Consider the following 16635-nt stretch of genomic DNA (forward strand, 5'->3'; position numbering starts at 1 on the left):
TTGGTCGGCGGTGAGCCACACCGGATACTCGGCCGCCTCGACGCCCTCCCGTTTCGTCACCCAAGCGGGCACACCGATGAGATGGCGCCACTGCGAAACGTCCGCAGCTGACTGCCTCCCATCCAGACGGACCCGGACCGTCTGCGCATCGGGGAGCACGAGCATGATCCCGGCCAGGCGCCCGGCCGGAGGGCGAACGAGCCACGAGTCACGAGCCTGCGGGCCGCCTGCTCCGAAAATCTTCCGGAGCCGAAGCGGATCCCGGGCCGCCGTCTCCGCCGTCACGGCACGAGCGGCTAGGTGTATCGAGAACAGATCCGGGACAGTCAGGAGGCTCGGGTGGCCGAGGCCCGGTGAGGGCGCCCGTCGCGCGGTTCCCGGCGCGATCAGGTAGTCAGGAATGGTGAACAAGGACGCGACCGACCCCTTCGTGCATGTCCGGGGCGCCAGTGAGAACAACCTGCGGAACATCGACGTCGACGTTCCGCGGGACGCGATGGTCGCCTTCACCGGCGTCTCCGGTTCCGGCAAGTCCTCGCTCGCGTTCGGCACGCTCTACGCCGAGGCCCAGCGGCGCTACTTCGAGTCCGTAGCACCGTATGCCCGAAGGCTGTTGCAACAGGTCGGCGCACCGCACGTGCGGGAAATCACCGGACTGCCACCGGCCGTGGCCCTGCGGCAGCGACGCGGGTCGCCCAGCTCCCGCTCGACGGTCGGCACCATCACCACGCTGTCGAATCTGCTGCGCATGCTGTACTCCCGCGCCGGTACCTATCCGCCCCGGGCCGCACGGCTGGAAGCCGAGTCGTTCTCACCCAACACCGCGGCCGGCGCCTGCCCGGAGTGCCACGGACTGGGCGTCGTGCACGACGTCGCCGAGGACCTGCTCGTCCCGGACCCCTCGCTGAGCATCCGTGAGAGGGCGATCGCCGCCTGGCCGGGAGCCTGGCAGGGCGCCAACCTGCGCAGTGTGGTGAGCGGCCTGGGGATCGACATCGACCGACCGTGGCGCAGGCTCAGGAAGAAGGACCGGGACTGGCTGCTGTACACGGACGACCAGCCCTCCGTGTACATCGAGCCGGAGGAGGACCGCGTCGACTACGGCTACCAGGGCAAGTTCTGGAGCGCCCGCAAGCACGTCATGCACGTCCTCGCCGACTCCAAGAGCGAGAAGATGCGCGAACGGGCGCTCCGGTTCGTCAGGAGTGTGCCCTGCCCGGAGTGTCACGGCAGCGGACTGCGGCCCGAGGCGCTCGCCGTGACCTTCGCCGGACGTTCCATCGCCGAGATCAACGCGATGCCGCTCACCGAGGTCGTGGTGCTGCTGCGGCCCGTCGCGGGGCGGTCCGAGGCCGACGCCACCACGTCGACCGCCCGGTCCGGGGAGACGACCGAGGTCGCGGTCCGGATCTGCGGCGATCTGGTCGCGCGGGTCGACGTACTGCTCGATCTGGGCCTCGGATATCTCAGCCTCGGGCGCCGCTCGACGACCCTGTCGCCCGGCGAGGCGCAGCGCCTGCGGATCGCCACCCAGCTGCGCTCGGGGCTGTTCGGCGTCGTCTACGTCCTCGACGAACCCTCCGCGGGCCTGCACCCGGCTGACGCGGAACCGCTGCTGGACGTGCTGGACCGCCTCAAGGCGGCGGGCAACTCGCTGTTCGTCGTGGAGCACGACATGGACGTCGTACGGCGGGCGGACTGGGTGGTCGACATCGGCCCCGGCGCGGGGGCGGGCGGCGGGCGCGTGCTGTACAGCGGCCCGGTCGCCGGTCTTGAGCGGGTGGGGGAGTCGGCCACGAGCCGGCACCTGTTCGGGCGTGCCGAGCCGCTCGATCACCGCCCGCGTACGCCGCACGGCTGGCTGCGCCTGAGCGGCGTCTCCCGCCACAATCTGCACCACATCTCCGTCGACGTACCGCTCTGCGTACTGACGGCGGTGACGGGCGTGTCCGGTTCCGGAAAGTCGACGCTGGTGACGCAGGTGCTCGCCGAGGTCGTGCGCGGCCACCTCGGACTCGAACCCGAGGAGCCCGACGAGGCGCAGCTGGAGGTCGACGTCCAGGACGCGTCGGGGGTCGAGTCCTTCGACCGGCTGGTCCGGGTCGACCAACGGCCCATCGGCCGAACGCCCCGGTCCAACCTGGCCACGTACACGGGGATGTTCGACGCGGTGCGCAAGCTGTACGCGGCGACCGACAAGGCCAGGGCGCGCGGCTACTCGGCCGGGCGTTTCTCCTTCAACGTGCCCGAAGGGCGGTGCGAGACCTGCCAGGGCGAAGGATTCGTCGCGGTGGAACTGCTCTTCCTGCCTGGCACCTACGCGCCGTGCCCAACCTGCCGGGGCGCCCGGTACAACGCCGAAACGCTGGAAGTCACCTACCGCGGCAAGAACATCGCGGAAGTACTGGGGCTGTCCGTCGACGCCGCCGCCACGTTCCTGTCCGCCGTCCCGGCCGCCTCCCGCAGTCTGGAGACGTTGCGCGAGGTGGGACTGGGGTACCTGCGGCTGGGGCAGCCCGCGACGGAGCTCAGCGGTGGTGAGGCGCAACGCATCAAACTGGCCACCGAACTGCAGCGAGCCCGCCGCGGCCACGCGCTCTACCTGCTCGACGAGCCGACGGCGGGGCTGCACCCCTCGGACGTCGCACTGCTGCTGCGACAACTGCACCGGCTCGTCGACGCGGGCAACACGGTCGTCCTCGTCGAGCACGACCTGGACACGATCGTTACCGCCGACTGGGTCATCGACCTCGGGCCGGCCGGTGGCGACGCGGGCGGGCGGGTGGTCGCGGCGGGGCCGCCGGCCAAGGTGGCGAGGGCCCGCCGCAGCGCCACCGCGCCCTACCTCGCGGCCCGGCTCGCGCGCTCCTGACGACGGCGCGAGGGGCTGAACACCGGTCGGCCCAGGTCTCCTGCCGGATGCGGAAGGCGGTGACGTGCCGTTCGGCGTCCGCCTGTGGATCCGGGGCCGGGGACAATTCCGAGCGTGCCGACTGAGCAACCCGTCCGCGGCGGCCGGTGCGAATGATCAGCGAATACCTGACCCTTTCTGGCGTCTTCCCATTGGTTCGCCGGCGCTCAGGGGAGGGGCGTGCCGCCGGTGGCGTTGATGATCTCGGCGGTGATGTAGCTGGCCTGGGGCGAGGCGAGGAAGACGTAGGCGGGTGCCATCTCGGCGGGCTGGGCGGGCCGCCCGAGGGGGGACTGTTTCCCGAACTCGGCGGTCTCGGGCATCGTCGCCGGGATCAGCGGGGTCCAGACGGGGCCGGGGGCGACCGCGTTCACGCGGATGCCGTCCTGCGCCACCATCTGGGCGAGCCCCTGGGTGAAGGTGACGATCGCGCCCTTGGTCATGGCGTAGTCGAGCAGGTGCGGACTGGGCTTGTACGCCTGCACGGAGGCCGAGTTGATGATGCTTCCGCCCTTCGGCATGGACGGCAGCGCCATCTTGCAGAGCCAGAACATGGCGTACAGGTTGGTGCGTACGACCCGGTCGAACTGCTCGGTGGAGATGGCCTGGATACCGTCGGGCTGCGACATCTGGAAGGCGGCGTTGTTGACCAGGATGTCGATGCGCCCGAACTCCGTGACGGCTCGTCCGACGAGGTCCCGGCACCGGGACTCCTCGCGGAGATCGCACGCGACGGCGACCGCCCTGCGCCCGGCCTCCTCGACCAGCCGTACGGTCTCGCGGGCGTCCTCCTCCTCGGCGTCCAGGTGGCTGAACATCACGTCTGCCCCTTCGCGTGCGAAGGCCAGAGCGACGGCCCGTCCGATGCCGGAGTCGCCGCCGGTGATCAGCGCCTTGTGGTCCGCGAGCCGGCCGTGGCCCTCGTACGAGTCCTCGCCGTGGTCCGGCGGCGGGTCCATCGGACCGCTCCACCCCGGATGCGCCTGCTCCTGCTGAGGAAATTCCGGCTGGGGGTGCTTGCTCACCGGGTCCCTGGGCTTCTGGGTGTCCTCGGCCATCATGTGACTCCTGTCGCTGGAGAACGGGGCACTCATCTGTTCCCGGAACCGCGCGGTCGAATCCGGCACGCCCTCCGCGTGCACCCGCAGGAATGCCGCCCCTGTCCGGCGGGCGCGGTGGAGACGACTTCGCCGTCCCCGCCGCACGCCGCGAATCGGTTGCGGTCCGTCGGCATCCGTGCCGGGAACGCCGGAGAACAGATGCCTGGTGTTACGGCTGTTGTACGGAAGGCTCACCGCCCAGCGACGGCCGGTGGCCGTCGCGCTGCTCGATGCCGGCCTCGTCCGCCAAAGCTCTCGTCTGCCTGATCGATGCCCGGTCCGCCCGGTTCGAGCTGTTCCCCTCCTGTGACGGTCGGGGCGTTGTGGTGTGTGTCGAGATGACCGCGAGGTCATGGGCGAATCCACCGGTGGCGCGGGCGTGGAGCCGGTCGGAGGTCAGGACAGGGCATTCGTCCGTTCGCAGGATGCGGTGGCCCCGTCGGAGGAGTGCGCGGACCAGGGCACGGTCCTCGCCCACCGCGAGCGGCTGGAACCCTTCGACGTCACGGTAGGCGTTGGCGCTGACGCCGAGATTCGCGCCGTGGACATGAGGGTGATCCCAGGGCGCCGGCGGGGCCGGGCGGTCGGCGTGGTAGCGGAGGGAGTGCCTGAAGGCGACGACGGAGGGCGGCAGGCGTACGGTTCCGACGACCGCGGCCCATCCCTCGTGTGCCTTTGTGTGCTGGAAGCTGAGCCAGTGCGGCGGGACAGCGCTGTCGGCGTCCGTGGACGCGATCCACGTACCGTCGGCGCCCAGGAGGTCCAGGGCGTGCGCGACACCGACGGCCCGGGCCGTGCCCGGGTTCTGACAGTCGGTGGAGACGACGACGGCTTGGGCACGCGCGGCGATCTCGGCGGTGCGGTCGACGCACGAATCGGTGACGACCACCGTCGCGATACGCACTCCGGCGAGACCGGGATGGGCCGCGGCACGCCGCACGGCGTCCAGCGCCCTCGGCAGCAGCCTCTCCTCGTTGTGCGCGGGAATGACGACGGCGACGGCCTTGACGGTCATACGAGTCCTTCGCGCCGCGCGGGACTCGCGGCGGTACGGCCGTCCGTACCGGCACGTGTGTGGATCTGGAGGACGAAGTCGTCCTCGCGGTGGTCGGCGAGCAGGGAAAGACCGGAGACCTGGGACAGGCGCGTGGCGATGGCCTCACCGGTGCTCAGGTGCTCCCGTACGGGATGGTTCCAGTGCGCCGTGGCCAGCGTGCCGCCGGGTTCGAGCGTGGCCGCCACGTGATGCAGGACTCGGTCGAAGCCCGGCTCGTCCAGGTAGTAGAGGACCTCGGAGAGCACGATCAGGTCGAAGGTGCCGGCCGGCCACTGTTCGGGGATCGTCATGTGCCGGACCGTCACCCGTGGCAGCCCGGCGAAACGTCCTGCGGTGCCCGCCACGACGGAGGCCACGCGGTCGCATGCCAGCAGTGAGTCGCACCGCGGCGCCAGGCGCAGGGTGAGTTCGCCGACCGAGCAGGCCGGTTCGAACGCCCGCCGGTAGCGGGGGAGCGGCAGCGCGGCGACGGTCAGGTCGTATTTCCGCTGCTCGTACCACCGTTCCGAAAGGTGCCACGGGTCGTCCGCCCGCCGGTACATGTCCTCGAAGTAGGAGCCGGGAGTCCCGGGCCGTTGCTCCGTCACGTGAGGACCACCTCGAAGGGCCTCAGATGGTGGGCGAGTTCGTCCGGGGGCAGGATGGCCGCGTCCTCGGGGAGCGGGCCCAACGGTTCGGTCTGACTCACGAAGCAGCCGACGGCCAGGCGCTTGCGGCGCAGCACATCGGGGGACAGCCGGACGCGCGCGGCGGCCCCCCACGGCACGCGCGGGTCACCCGGTCGCGCCCAGTGCCACATCCACACCGGATACATCGCACACGACACCCCAAGGTCCCGCGACGCGGCCAGCGCGGCCCGTCCGGCTGCCTCGTGGTCGCCGTGCACATCTCCCGTCCACGGCGCGAGGCACAGCCGGGCCCCTGCCAGTACGCGCCCAAGGGCGCTCCTCACCCGGTCCTCGTGCCGAGCCACTTCCGTGTCGGGCACCTTCAGGGCGACGACATCGGCCCCACCCAGATGGGAGAGCGCGTCCCTCAGCTCCCCGCTCCGGATGCCCGCCAGGCCCGCCGGGGTCACCCTGCCGGACGCGGCGTGGGAACGTTCGCCGTCGGTCACGGACACCACGGTCACCTCCGCGCCCGCGCCGCGCAGCAGGGCGATGGTGCCGCCCGCGCCGAGCACTTCGTCGTCCGGATGGGCCGCGACGACCACCACCCGGCCGGAGGTGGGAAGCCGGAAGTCGGGGAGCCCCTCCCAGCCCGGCCACGACCGCCAGAGCTCCTCGTCGGTGCCCGGCGCCTGGATGGGGTCCGCGTACACCGGCCGGCCTTCGGCGTGCGGCGTCACAGTGACCCCTGACGGGCGACGAGCGTGCCGAGTTCGGCGAGGTCGCGCTCGGCGTGGTGCTGCCGGATGTAGACGGTGAGGTCGGCCGCCGCACGAGCGTGGCGTTCGTCGTGGCACAGCGGGCCCGCACCGGTGGCCCGCCCGACGTGGGTGAGGACATCGGCGCAGACGGACTCGACGAAGGAGCGCACGCGCAGGCTCCGCAGCCGGGCGGCGCCCGCCGTGTCGAGAGGATCACGGTCGATTTCGCGGGCGGCCTGTTCGAGCACCGCACCGGCGGCGTGCAGGCGCATGTCGACGGCGCCGAGGTGAGCATCGGTGAAGGGCTCCGAGCGCCGGGCCGCAGCCTCCGCCAGGGTACGGGCGACCGCACGCGCCCCTCCGTACCAGCAGGCGGCCACGCCGACGCCGCCGTGCTGGAAACCCGGCCGCTGAACGTACGACCCGACACCCCCGAGAGATTCGGCGGACACGGCGTCGAAACGGACATCGGGCGTGTCACTGCCGGCCATGCCCAGCGCCTGCCACGTCTCGGGCACCGGGCAGGTGCCCTCGCCGAGCCGGACGCGGAAGAGACGGCCCCCGTCGGGCGCCTCCGCCGTCACCAACGCATGAGTGCAGGAGTGGGCGCCGGAGCAGTACCGCTTCAGTCCACGCAGCACCCATCCGGCGCCGGACCGCTCGGCGGTCAGCCCCTCACCGGGCGGCTGCGCCGCCCAGACCCCCCATCGTTCGCCGGGCCCCGGCGGAGGCGCCCCCAGTTCCGCCAGGATCGCCGCGGCGTCCACATGCCCCTCCAGCAGACGCGCCACGCACACGTCCCGCTCGCCCGCCGCCGCCAGCGCCTCGAACCGCTCCTGTGTCCGGCCGCCTCCCGGCAGCGGGAAAACGCCGTCCAGTGCCGACACCTGCGCGGTGAACGTCTCTGCCGTCAGACGGCGCGACTCCTCCGCAGAGAAGCCGCGACGCTGGCGCGCCCCTGCGGACTCGGCCCGGTCGGGGGAGAAAACGTGAGACATCCGGGGCTCCTTGGCGTAGGCACATCGACCGGGTGGTTACTTCAAGCAACCGTGCGAGTGCGTTGTGTTCTCATTCTGTGGCGGGGCAGCCGCAGGGCGCGCCCCGGCGGCACCCGTGGAGGGGACCGTGGCCGGGACGGCTCGCGCACCGGCGGGGCTGATGTGCCGGACCACCTGGTCTCCCCGCTCGGCGCAGTCATGCCTCTTTCGGACGTGAGCTCCGAGACGCCGGCGCGGTCAGGGGCGGTCCCCGCCGTCGGCCTCGGCGCACCCCGCCCCGCCTCGGGCCCCCGGTAGTCGATGGGAAGAGGCATGTGGCCGGGCGTGCCGGGTACCTGGTGCCCGGCCCACTCGGGGCTCGGGCACCAACGCTGGAGGGCCAATGGCCGTACGACACCGATTGATCGAACGGTCCGCGGGGGACGTTCGGGCGGTGCTCGCTGACGGTTCGCGGTACGGCGACCGGGTGGTCGGCACGTCCGAGACGCAACCCCGGGAGGGGGCCTGGCCGGAGGTCGGTTCGAGCATCACGTACACGGTTCGGCTGGGACGGTGGTCGGCCTCGGGCAGCACGATCGTCCGGCGGTGCGAGGAGCCCGGGGTGCTGGAGCTGGAGGCGGACAGCGGATGGCTCGGCACCGCGCGGATCGCCGTCGAGATCCGTCCCTGGGGCGAGAACGCCCTGGTCGTCGTCGACGAGCATCCGCTGCGTGGACCGGGCGGGCTGCTCAACAACACGGCTGTGGACGCCCTGATCCAGCTTCGACACCGCTCCATGCTCGCCCGGCTGGCGGACGTGGTGGAGAGCCTTCCCGGGCGCGAGCGAGCGGGTATCTGAACCGGTGGATGCGGACCCGTGCGGTCTCATCCCGGCGCGGCCGGTGCTCTCGCGGACTGGACTGGATTCGGTGATTCCGGTGCACACCAGTACCGAGGACGCCCTCGCTGTCGCGTGGAGCGGGCGTGACAGGGGGGCCGATGCCCATGCGGAGACCAGCGTTCGGGAGAGGGGGGTGGGATGACCAACACACCGGAGCAGCCAGCCGTACTAGAGGGACCCGGGCCCGGGGTGGCGTCTGCCGAGGAGGCAGATCTGCGTGCGCTGTTCGGCGAGTCGACCACGCTGTTCGCCTCGTTGGCCGGCCCCGCCCACCTGCTGGAGACCGCGAACCCGGCGTTCTTCACCGCCGTCGGGCGTACCTCGACACGTACTGGGCTGCCGGTCGGGCAGCTGATACCCGAGCTCGCCGAGCAGGGTTTCACCGCGCTCCTGGACCGGGTTTACCGTACCGGCCGGCCCTGCACCGGACGCGACGCACGGATTCTGCTGGGCGAGAGCGCGCAGCTGCGCGAGGCGTTCTTCGACTTCACCTACGAGCCTCGCCGTGACGTGGGCGGCAACGTCATGGGGGTGCGGATGATCGGGGTGGAGACCACCCAGGTCAAGCACGCCCAGCGGCTGACCGCCGAGCACCGTGCCCTGCTGGAGCAGATCGCCCGCCAGGCGCCCCTGGGAGAAGTTCTGGAGGGTATGGCGAAGGCCATCGAGGACCTGTCGCCCGGAGTCCTGGTCTCGGTTCTCCTCGCCGACGACGACGGCCTCCACCTTCGCCACGGGACCGCCCCGGGTCTGCCTGATTTCTACAACCAGGCCATCGACGGCATCGCCACCGGTGACGGCGTCGGCTCCTGCGGCACCGCCGCGTACCGCCGGCAGCGGGTCGTCGTCTCCGACATTGCCACCGACCCGTACTGGGATGACTTCCGCGACCTAGCTGAGCGCGCCGGCCTCGCCGCCTGCTGGTCCACTCCCATCCTGGGCTGCGACGGACAGCTGCTGGGAACCTTCGCGATGTACCACCGTGTCCCGCGTACCCCCGTCGAGGCCGACCTCGCGCTCGCCGCTGTCTTCGCCGACACCGCCGCGCTGGCCATCGAACGCCACCATGCCGAACAGGCCCGCCTGGCCGCCGAGGCCCGGGAGAAGGCCGCCCAGGACGACCTGGCGTTCCTCCTCAAGGCCAGCACCGCGCTGAGCACCGACCTCGACTACGCCCAGACCCTCCAGCGGCTGGCCGACCTGTGCGTGCCGGCCCTGGCCCCGCTGTGCGCCGTCGACGTCGTCGAAGAGGGGCGGGTGCGCCGAATCGCCACCGCCGCCCCGACCGAGCACCCACAGCAGCTGCTGGCCGCGCACATTCCTGTCTACGACGCCGCCGACGACGCCGTCGCCCGCGTACTGGCCTCCTCGCTGACCGAGGTCGCCCGCCGCACCCCCACCGGGCCCGGCCCCTGGCAGGACCTGAACGTCACCGGCTACCTGTGCGTTCCGCTCACCGACCGCGGACAGACCTTCGCCACCCTGACCCTGCTGACCACAGGCGACCACATGTTCGACGGGCACGCGGTGGCCCTGGCGGAGGAACTCGCCCGCCGCGCCGCCACCGCCGCCCGCAACGCCCGCCAGTACACCCAGCGTGCCGCCCTCGCCCGCGACCTGCAGGCCGGCCTCCTGCTGCCCGAGTTGCCCACCCTGCCCGGCGCGGAACTGGCCACCTACTACCACCCCGCCGGTGAAGGGCTGGAAATCGGCGGGGACTTCTACGATGTCTTCCCCCTGGAAGACGGCTGCTGGGCCTTCATGCTCGGCGACGTCTGCGGCCGCGGTGCGCTTGCCGCCACCACCACCGCCCTGGTCCGTCACACCGTGCGGGCCGTCGCCTCATTCCTGCCCGACCCACATGCCGTCGTCCAGGCCGTCAACCACGCTCTGATCAAGCGGCACGGCAGTCACGGAACCGGCTTTGTCACCCTCGTCTACGGCCACTTCACCAGCGCCAAGGCCGGACTGGACATCGAACTCGTCCGAGCCGGCCACACCCTCCCGCTGCACCTCACCGCCGACGGCACCCGCCCCGTCAACAGCGACGGCCCACTCCTGGGCGTCCTGCCGGACCCCCTCCTCGAATCCCGCCGAGTCCATCTCGCCCCCGGGGAAAGCCTGGTCTTCTACACCGACGGCATCACCGAAGCCCGCGACAGCGCGGACGAACAATTCGACGAGGACCGCCTCACCCAGGCCCTCACCCCGGCACCGCAGCGGGCCTCGGACATCCTGGCCTTGCTGACCACCGCCGTCCACGCCTTCACCGACGGCCGCGCCATCGACGACGACCAGGCCGTACTCGTCCTGACCGCCACCCACCCCGGCTCGGACACCTGATCCTCGAACCCGGCCGGATACACGGCCGCACCCTCTGCTCTGGTGGGTCACGGACCATGCCCGACCCCGTGCGCGTGGGCTACCCCCACGGAGGGGGAACCCGTGGTGCGTATCGTCCTCCAGCTCAGCAGCCTGTCGTGATGGTTGTCGGCATTGTCGCGGTTTGTGCTGTGATTCTGGTGCTGGCGTTCCTGTTGCCGCGGCTCTCCCGGCATCCCGAGCGCGGCACGCAGCGCACGCCGGGTGCTGGATCGCGGGTGGCAGGGAAGGCCCCGGGTCCTTTGGGGCGGTGGCTACGCAAGCCGTTCAGCACGAGTTCGAAGGCAGTGAGCCGCAGCGGCTCGGGCGGGCGTAAGGCCCGTGACCGTATGCCGATCTGACCGAAGGTACGCGGCACGCCGGCATCGGCCGGGGCTTCCACAGCCCGGGCGCCGTACGGCGGCGGCATGAAGGCGAGGGCCCGCGACCCCTGACCCGGGGCGGCAGGCCCTCGCCTTCGGTTGTTTGTCCGCGCCGGTGGTCAGTGGTCGGTCAGGAGTCCGGTGCGGAGTTTGGCCAGCGTGCCGGAGAGGATGCGGGAGACGTGCATCTGCGAGACGCCCAGCTCTCTGCCGATCTGTGCTTGGGTCATCTCCTGGCCGAAACGCATTTCGATGATGCGCCGCTCGCGCTCGTCGAGCTGGTGCAGCAGCGGTGCCAGGGCGTAGAGGTTCTCGACCAGTTCCATGCCCGGGTCCCAGTCGCCGAGGGTGTGGACGAAGGTGAGGTCGCCGGTGATCTGTCCGTCGTCGCCGGTCGGCGTATCGAGGGAGCCGGCGGTGTAACCGGCGGCGGCGACCAGGCCCTCGGTGACCTCGTCCTCGGTGAGGTTCAGGTGACCGGCGATGTCGGTGACGTCGGGATCGCGGTCGAGCCGGCGCGAGAGTTCGTCCCTGGCCTTGTAGATGTCGCGGCTCAGCTCCTGCAGTCGGCGCGGGACGTGCACGGACCAGGTCGTGTCGCGGAAGAATCTCTTGATCTCGCCCACGATGCAGGGGACAGCGAAGGAGCTGAACTCCGTCTCGCGGGAGAGGTCGAAGCGGTCGATGGCCTTGATCAGCCCGATTGTGCCGACCTGGATGACGTCTTCCATGTCGCCGCTGCCGAGGTTGCGGAACCGGCGGGCCGCGAACTTCACCAGCGTCACATTCATCTCGATCAACGTGTTCCGCGCGTACTGGTACTCCGGGGTGCCCTCCTCCAGTTCCGGGAGCCGGTCGAAGAACAGCTTTGACAACGCCCGCGCATCCTTCGGCGTGATCTTCTCCGCGTCCTCGATCCAGGGCAGGCCGCCCGGCGCAACTTCGCCACTCCGCGCGTCCGGAGCCTTGTGCGCGAAGTGTCTGACTGGCATGGAATCCATCCTTCCGTAAAGAGCTGGCAGGCGAGACGCCGATGCCCCCAAACGGCTTCCCACACTCGAAGAAGCGGGAGAATCTTGCGTATGCCGATGCGCCGAGGCTGACCGCGCCGGCGGTGTGACGCGTTCGCCGCGAGGGCCGGATGCGATATGAGGCACTCGTCCGCGCCTGAGGGCGCCTCGTACCCCCTCGGGACAACACCCGCGCGCCAGACACATGACCCGGCCCACAACGGACCGGACACCCCGGCACGTTCGGCCGAGGCCCTGGCGGCGCCCCGTTCCCGGGTCGCCGCCGCGGCGTGGGGACGGGGGTCGTCCCCTGTCCAGCTGTGTCAGGCGGCTTGGATCAGTTCGGCGCGGCCGAACAAGAGGGCGTAGCCAGGGGGGAGTTGGGCCAGGACACGGTCGAGGAGGTCGTTGCCGGCGAGGTGTGCGACGAGGGCCAGGACGGTGCCCGCGTCCCACCGGGTGGTGGCGGGTGTGCCGCCGGTGCGTGTGGCCAGGTCTTTGACGAAGCCCCAGCCGGTGAGACGTTCGGCGCCGGGGTTGGCGTCCGTCATGATCCGGGCGGCCTCGGCGGGCAGGTACGCGGCGAGTTCGCTGCGCTCGTCACCGGTGAGCTGCCTGCCGAGGGCCGCCAGCACGATCCGGACCGTTCGCTCCGCCCGGTCCCTTGTGGGGTACGCCCCGTCGTACCGCACCCGTTCCAGCAGCTGGTCGTACGTCATGACGGGTGCCTGCGGCGGTGTCTGTACCTGGGCGGACATGGTGTGGATGCCTCTCTTCATCAGGGAGTCGGGGGGGAGACGGTGATCGTGGGCCGGGATCAGGTTCGGAGTTCCCTGCGTCCTGCTCCGGTGCCGACGGTGATCTTGCGGGGCTTGGCGCGTTCGGCGACAGGGATCCGCAGGGTCAGGACTCCCGCGTCGTAGTCGGCCTCGATGCGGGCCGTGTCCAGGGTGTCGGCCAGGACGACCCTGCGGGAGAAGACCCCAAGGGGCCGCTCGGAGAGGTCCATGCGCGCGTCGTCGGAGCCGGTGGCGGGCCGCCGTTCGGCCTTGACGGTCAGCATGTTCCGCTCGACGTCGATGTCGATCGCCTCCGGTGAGACACCGGGCAGGTCCAGTGCGATCACGTAGACGTCGCCGTCCCGGTAGGCGTCCATCGGCATCGTGGACGGCCTCGACCAGGTACCGGCTCCGCCCAGGAGCTGCTGGGAGAGACGGTCCAGCTCACGGAAGGACTCGGTACGCATCAACACGTGAAACACCTCCAGTGGGTTTGGCAGAGACTGCCGGTGCGCTGTGGCTGACACCGTTGTAACATGTCGTCGGAAGGATGACAATCAGGGTGTCGCCGAAAGGATGACACTCGGAAGGAGTGACAGTGACCGCAGCGGACCAGCCCGCGCCACACCCCGGAACCACCGCGCCTCCCGCCACCTTCCTCGCCGCCTCGGCCGCCCTGGACGCGATCGACCAGGCCGTACGGAAGGCGCAGACCCCCGAACCACCCGACGAAACCGGTGCGCCGCGCACCAGCAGTGACCAGGCCCTGGCCGCTCTGCTCCTGCTTCGCGAAGTACGCGAACGGCTCGCCGCCTGGGAACCCGGCCTGATCGAGGCCGCGAGGGGAGCCGGAGCCAGCTGGGCCGACCTCGCCGGCCCCCTGGGCGTCGCCAGCCGCCAGGCCGCCGAACGCCGCTACCTCCGCGTACGCCCCGGCGCACCAGGCACCACGGGCGAACAACGCGTACAGAGCACCCGCGACCGCCGCGCCGGCGAGCGCAACGTCAGCCACTGGGCCCGCGACAACTCCGCCGACCTCCGGCAACTCGCCGGCCAGATCACCGCGCTGACCGGACTGCCCACCGAAGCCAGAGCACGCCTCGCCCTGCTCGCCACCGCCCTCGCCGACGACGACCCCACCACCCTCCTGGCCCCGCTCACCGCCGCCCACCCCCACCTACGGGCAGACCACCCCGACCTCGCGGACCGCGTCGACACCATTACCCGCCACACCGACCACCTCCGCCACGACAACACCTGACACGCCGGACGCCACAGGAACCATCAGCGTCCTCCCTGACGCGACTGCGCGAACGCCGCGCAGGCCCCCCACCTGCACCTGCTCTGACAACCGGGCCAGGACGACCCCACTGTCGTCGGGACCCTCGTCCTGCTGGACTTGGGGAGCCGAATACCGAGATCGGCCCCCCATGATTGCCCCCGCCCGCGATCACCCTCGGTTACTATGCTCACTTCATGCCGGAGGCCGGGAGCAAGGGGCGCACCGCCATCGACGGACCGCTCGGGAAGCGGGGAGATCGGCAGGCCGGCCGAGAACTCTCCACATTCTCCCCAGGTCCGTTCGCGGGCGATTCCCGCTGCTACGCCCTTCCAAAGGTGGCCGTGGCTTGCAAGGTTGAAGAGATGGGTGGCCTGGGAAAATGCTGAACGAGGTCATCGCGACCCGCTACGTCACGCCCCTGCGTGAGGGCGGGTCGCTGCCGGGGATCGTCGAGGCCGACGATCTCGGGACGTACGTCATGAAGTTCACGGGTGCCGGGCAGGGGCGCAAGACCCTGGTCGCCGAGGTGATCTGCGGGCAGCTGGGGCGGCGGCTCGGGCTGCGGGTGCCGGAGCTGGTCACCATGCAGCTCGATCCCGTGATCGGTCTCGGGGAGCCCGACCAGGAGGTGCAGGAGCTGCTGAAGGCCAGCGGCGGGCTGAACCTCGGGATGGACTTCCTGCCCGGGTCGCTGGGGTTCGACCCGCTCGCGTACGAGGTCGGGTCCGCCGAGGCCGGGCGGATCGTGTGGTTCGACGCGCTCGTCAACAACGTCGACCGGTCCTGGCGCAATCCCAACATGCTCGTGTGGCACGGCGATCTGTGGCTCATCGACCACGGTGCCACCATGATCTGGCACCACAACTGGCCCGGGGCGGCGGCCTCGGCCGGCAAGGCGTACGACGCGTCCGACCATGTCCTCGCGTCGTTCCGCCCGGACATCGCCGCCGCGGCGGCGGACCTCGCGCCGCAGGTCACCGAGGAACTGCTGACCGGTATCGCCGCCGAGGTGCCCGACGAATGGCTCGTGGACGAGCCGGGGTTCGACTCCTCCGACGCCGTGCGCCGGGCGTATGTGGCGGCTCTGCTGCCCCGCGCGGCCACCGTCGCGGAACGGATCACCTTCGCCGCGCCCGCCGCGCCGCGCTCATCGGGTGCTCCCGGCTGGCTGACCGACCGCCGAGGGGGCGAGGGCCGATGAACGGACGCGACGTGTTCGAGTACGCGCCGCTGCGCGTGGTGCCGAGGGTCGACCGCGGGGAGTTCATCAACGCGGGCGTGCTGGTCTACTGCCGCGCCCGGTCCTTCGTGGCCGCCCGTACGCATCTGGACGAGTCCCGGCTCCGGGCCCTGGCGCCCGGCGCCGACGTGGTGGGCGTACGGGCCGCGCTGCGGGCGGTCGAGGGGGTCTGCGCGGGCGGCGACCCCGCCGGGCAGGCGGCGGGCGACGACGCGGGCAGGCGGTTCCGCTGGCTGATCGCCCCGCGTTCGACGGTCGTCCAGCCCGGCCCCGTCCACACGGGCCTGACACTCGACCCGTCGGCCGAGATCGAGCGGCTCCTCGACCTGCTGGTGCGCTGAGGGGCGGCGGGCCGCCGGTCGCGGTGTGACATACGCGGGGCGCCCCCGTGGGCCGTTGACACCGGGTGTCCGGGCTTCTAGCGTCACGGCAGCCGATACTAAGCGGTCGCTCAGACGCACCTCGTGCCGACGCCGCGACCCGAGGACGAGGAGAAGCAGCATGTCGACCACCGAGCAGCGTGTCGCCGTGGTGACCGGCGCGGCGCGGGGCATTGGCGCCGCGACCGCGGTACGGCTCGCGGCCGAGGGCCGGTCCGTCGCCGTACTCGACCTGGACGAGGCGGCCTGCGCGGAGACCGTCGGCGCGGTCACCGCGGCGGGCGGCAAGGCGCTCGCCGTCGGCTGCGACGTCTCCGACGCCGCACAGGTGGAGGCCGCCGTCTCGCGCGTCGCCGCCGAACTGGGCCCGCCCACCGTCCTCGTCAACAACGCGGGCGTGCTCCGCGACAACCTGCTGTTCAAGATGAGCGAGTCCGACTGGGACACCGTGATGAACGTGCACCTCAAGGGCGCCTTCCTGATGGCCCGCGCCTGCCAGTCGCACATGGTGGACGCGTCGTTCGGCCGGATCGTCAACCTCTCGTCCAGCTCCGCGCTCGGCAACCGGGGCCAGGCCAACTACGCCGCCGTCAAGGCCGGACTCCAGGGCTTCACCAAGACCCTGGCCAAGGAGCTGGGCAAGTTCGGCGTCACCGCCAACGCCGTCGCCCCCGGGTTCGTCGTCACCGAGATGACCGCCCAGACCGCCGCCCGCGTCGGCATGGGCTTCGAGGAGTTCCAGGCGGCGGCGGCCTCCCAGATCCCCGTGCGGCGGGTCGGGTTCCCGGACGACATCGCCAACGCGATCGCCTTCTTCACGGGTGAGAACGCCGGATTCGTCTCCGGCCAGGTCCTGTACGTCGCCGGCGGACCCCTCAACTGAAC

General features: G+C 71.2%; 16 protein-coding genes. 8 read left to right on the top strand and 8 right to left on the bottom strand.

Annotated elements, in window-relative coordinates:
• The first annotated feature begins 400 nt into the window (after positions 1 to 400).
• The gene (uvrA, locus tag OG875_RS27705) at positions 401 to 2872 is read left to right on the top strand and encodes an excinuclease ABC subunit UvrA (RefSeq protein ID WP_330176951.1); all 2472 of its coding nucleotides are present in this window, start codon (positions 401 to 403) and stop codon (positions 2870 to 2872) included.
• A gap of 206 nt (positions 2873 to 3078) precedes the next feature.
• Here the strand turns inward: uvrA and OG875_RS27710 are convergent, their stop codons facing one another.
• From OG875_RS27710 to OG875_RS27730, 5 genes are all read right to left on the bottom strand, one after another.
• On the bottom strand, positions 3079 to 3969 hold the full coding sequence (locus OG875_RS27710) for an SDR family oxidoreductase (RefSeq protein WP_330177926.1): 891 nt from the start codon (positions 3967 to 3969) through the stop codon (positions 3079 to 3081).
• A 211-nt stretch (positions 3970 to 4180) separates the two neighbouring features.
• Positions 4181 to 5026: a glycosyltransferase gene (locus tag OG875_RS27715; protein WP_330176952.1), complete on the bottom strand. Its 846-nt coding sequence runs from the start codon at positions 5024 to 5026 to the stop codon at positions 4181 to 4183.
• Complete coding sequence (locus OG875_RS27720; RefSeq protein WP_330177927.1) at positions 5023 to 5610, bottom strand: class I SAM-dependent methyltransferase; 588 nt, start codon at positions 5608 to 5610, stop codon at positions 5023 to 5025. The genes OG875_RS27715 and OG875_RS27720 overlap by 4 nt, the downstream gene beginning before the upstream one ends.
• Positions 5611 to 5651: 41 nt before the next feature.
• Positions 5652 to 6416, bottom strand: a complete 765-nt coding sequence (locus OG875_RS27725; RefSeq protein WP_330176953.1) for a PIG-L deacetylase family protein — start codon at positions 6414 to 6416, stop codon at positions 5652 to 5654.
• The gene (locus OG875_RS27730; protein ID WP_330176954.1) at positions 6413 to 7435 is read right to left on the bottom strand and encodes an acyl-CoA dehydrogenase; all 1023 of its coding nucleotides are present in this window, start codon (positions 7433 to 7435) and stop codon (positions 6413 to 6415) included. The genes OG875_RS27725 and OG875_RS27730 overlap by 4 nt, the downstream gene beginning before the upstream one ends.
• Positions 7436 to 7817: 382 nt before the next feature.
• Between OG875_RS27730 and OG875_RS27735 the strand changes: the two genes are divergently transcribed.
• From OG875_RS27735 to OG875_RS27745, 3 genes are all read left to right on the top strand, one after another.
• Positions 7818 to 8273: an SRPBCC family protein gene (locus tag OG875_RS27735; protein WP_330176955.1), complete on the top strand. Its 456-nt coding sequence runs from the start codon at positions 7818 to 7820 to the stop codon at positions 8271 to 8273.
• 180 nt (positions 8274 to 8453) lie between these two features.
• The gene (locus OG875_RS27740) at positions 8454 to 10658 is read left to right on the top strand and encodes a SpoIIE family protein phosphatase (RefSeq protein ID WP_330176956.1); all 2205 of its coding nucleotides are present in this window, start codon (positions 8454 to 8456) and stop codon (positions 10656 to 10658) included.
• 137 nt (positions 10659 to 10795) lie between these two features.
• Positions 10796 to 11038, top strand: coding sequence for a DUF6411 family protein (locus OG875_RS27745; protein WP_330176957.1), 243 nt, complete (start codon positions 10796 to 10798; stop codon positions 11036 to 11038).
• 140 nt (positions 11039 to 11178) lie between these two features.
• Here OG875_RS27745 and OG875_RS27750 read toward each other — a convergent pair whose 3' ends face one another.
• From OG875_RS27750 to OG875_RS27760, 3 genes are all read right to left on the bottom strand, one after another.
• Positions 11179 to 12060: an RNA polymerase sigma factor SigF gene (locus OG875_RS27750; RefSeq protein ID WP_443079209.1), complete on the bottom strand. Its 882-nt coding sequence runs from the start codon at positions 12058 to 12060 to the stop codon at positions 11179 to 11181.
• A 332-nt stretch (positions 12061 to 12392) separates the two neighbouring features.
• On the bottom strand, positions 12393 to 12827 hold the full coding sequence (locus tag OG875_RS27755) for a DUF2267 domain-containing protein (protein ID WP_330176959.1): 435 nt from the start codon (positions 12825 to 12827) through the stop codon (positions 12393 to 12395).
• Positions 12828 to 12886: 59 nt separating this feature from the next.
• Positions 12887 to 13321 carry an Hsp20/alpha crystallin family protein gene (locus OG875_RS27760; RefSeq protein WP_330176960.1) on the bottom strand — a complete coding sequence of 145 codons (435 nt, stop codon included), beginning with the start codon at positions 13319 to 13321 and terminating at the stop codon, positions 12887 to 12889.
• A 125-nt stretch (positions 13322 to 13446) separates the two neighbouring features.
• Between OG875_RS27760 and OG875_RS27765 the strand changes: the two genes are divergently transcribed.
• The 4 genes from OG875_RS27765 to fabG all read left to right on the top strand — a co-directional run bounded on the left by OG875_RS27765 (position 13447) and on the right by fabG (position 16633).
• Positions 13447 to 14109: a type III effector protein gene (locus OG875_RS27765; protein ID WP_330176961.1), complete on the top strand. Its 663-nt coding sequence runs from the start codon at positions 13447 to 13449 to the stop codon at positions 14107 to 14109.
• Between the two features lie 400 nt (positions 14110 to 14509).
• A complete protein-coding gene (locus OG875_RS27770) occupies positions 14510 to 15331 on the top strand; it encodes a HipA family kinase (protein WP_330176962.1) in 822 nt (273 codons plus the stop codon).
• On the top strand, positions 15328 to 15711 hold the full coding sequence (locus OG875_RS27775; RefSeq protein ID WP_330176963.1) for a DUF3037 domain-containing protein: 384 nt from the start codon (positions 15328 to 15330) through the stop codon (positions 15709 to 15711). Before OG875_RS27770 ends, OG875_RS27775 begins: the two co-directional genes overlap by 4 nt.
• A gap of 160 nt (positions 15712 to 15871) precedes the next feature.
• The gene (fabG, locus tag OG875_RS27780; protein ID WP_330176964.1) at positions 15872 to 16633 is read left to right on the top strand and encodes a 3-oxoacyl-ACP reductase FabG; all 762 of its coding nucleotides are present in this window, start codon (positions 15872 to 15874) and stop codon (positions 16631 to 16633) included.
• Positions 16634 to 16635: the final 2 nt, after the last annotated feature.

It is taken from the genome of Streptomyces sp. NBC_01498 (genome assembly GCF_036327775.1).
GTDB lineage: Bacteria > Actinomycetota > Actinomycetes > Streptomycetales > Streptomycetaceae > Streptomyces.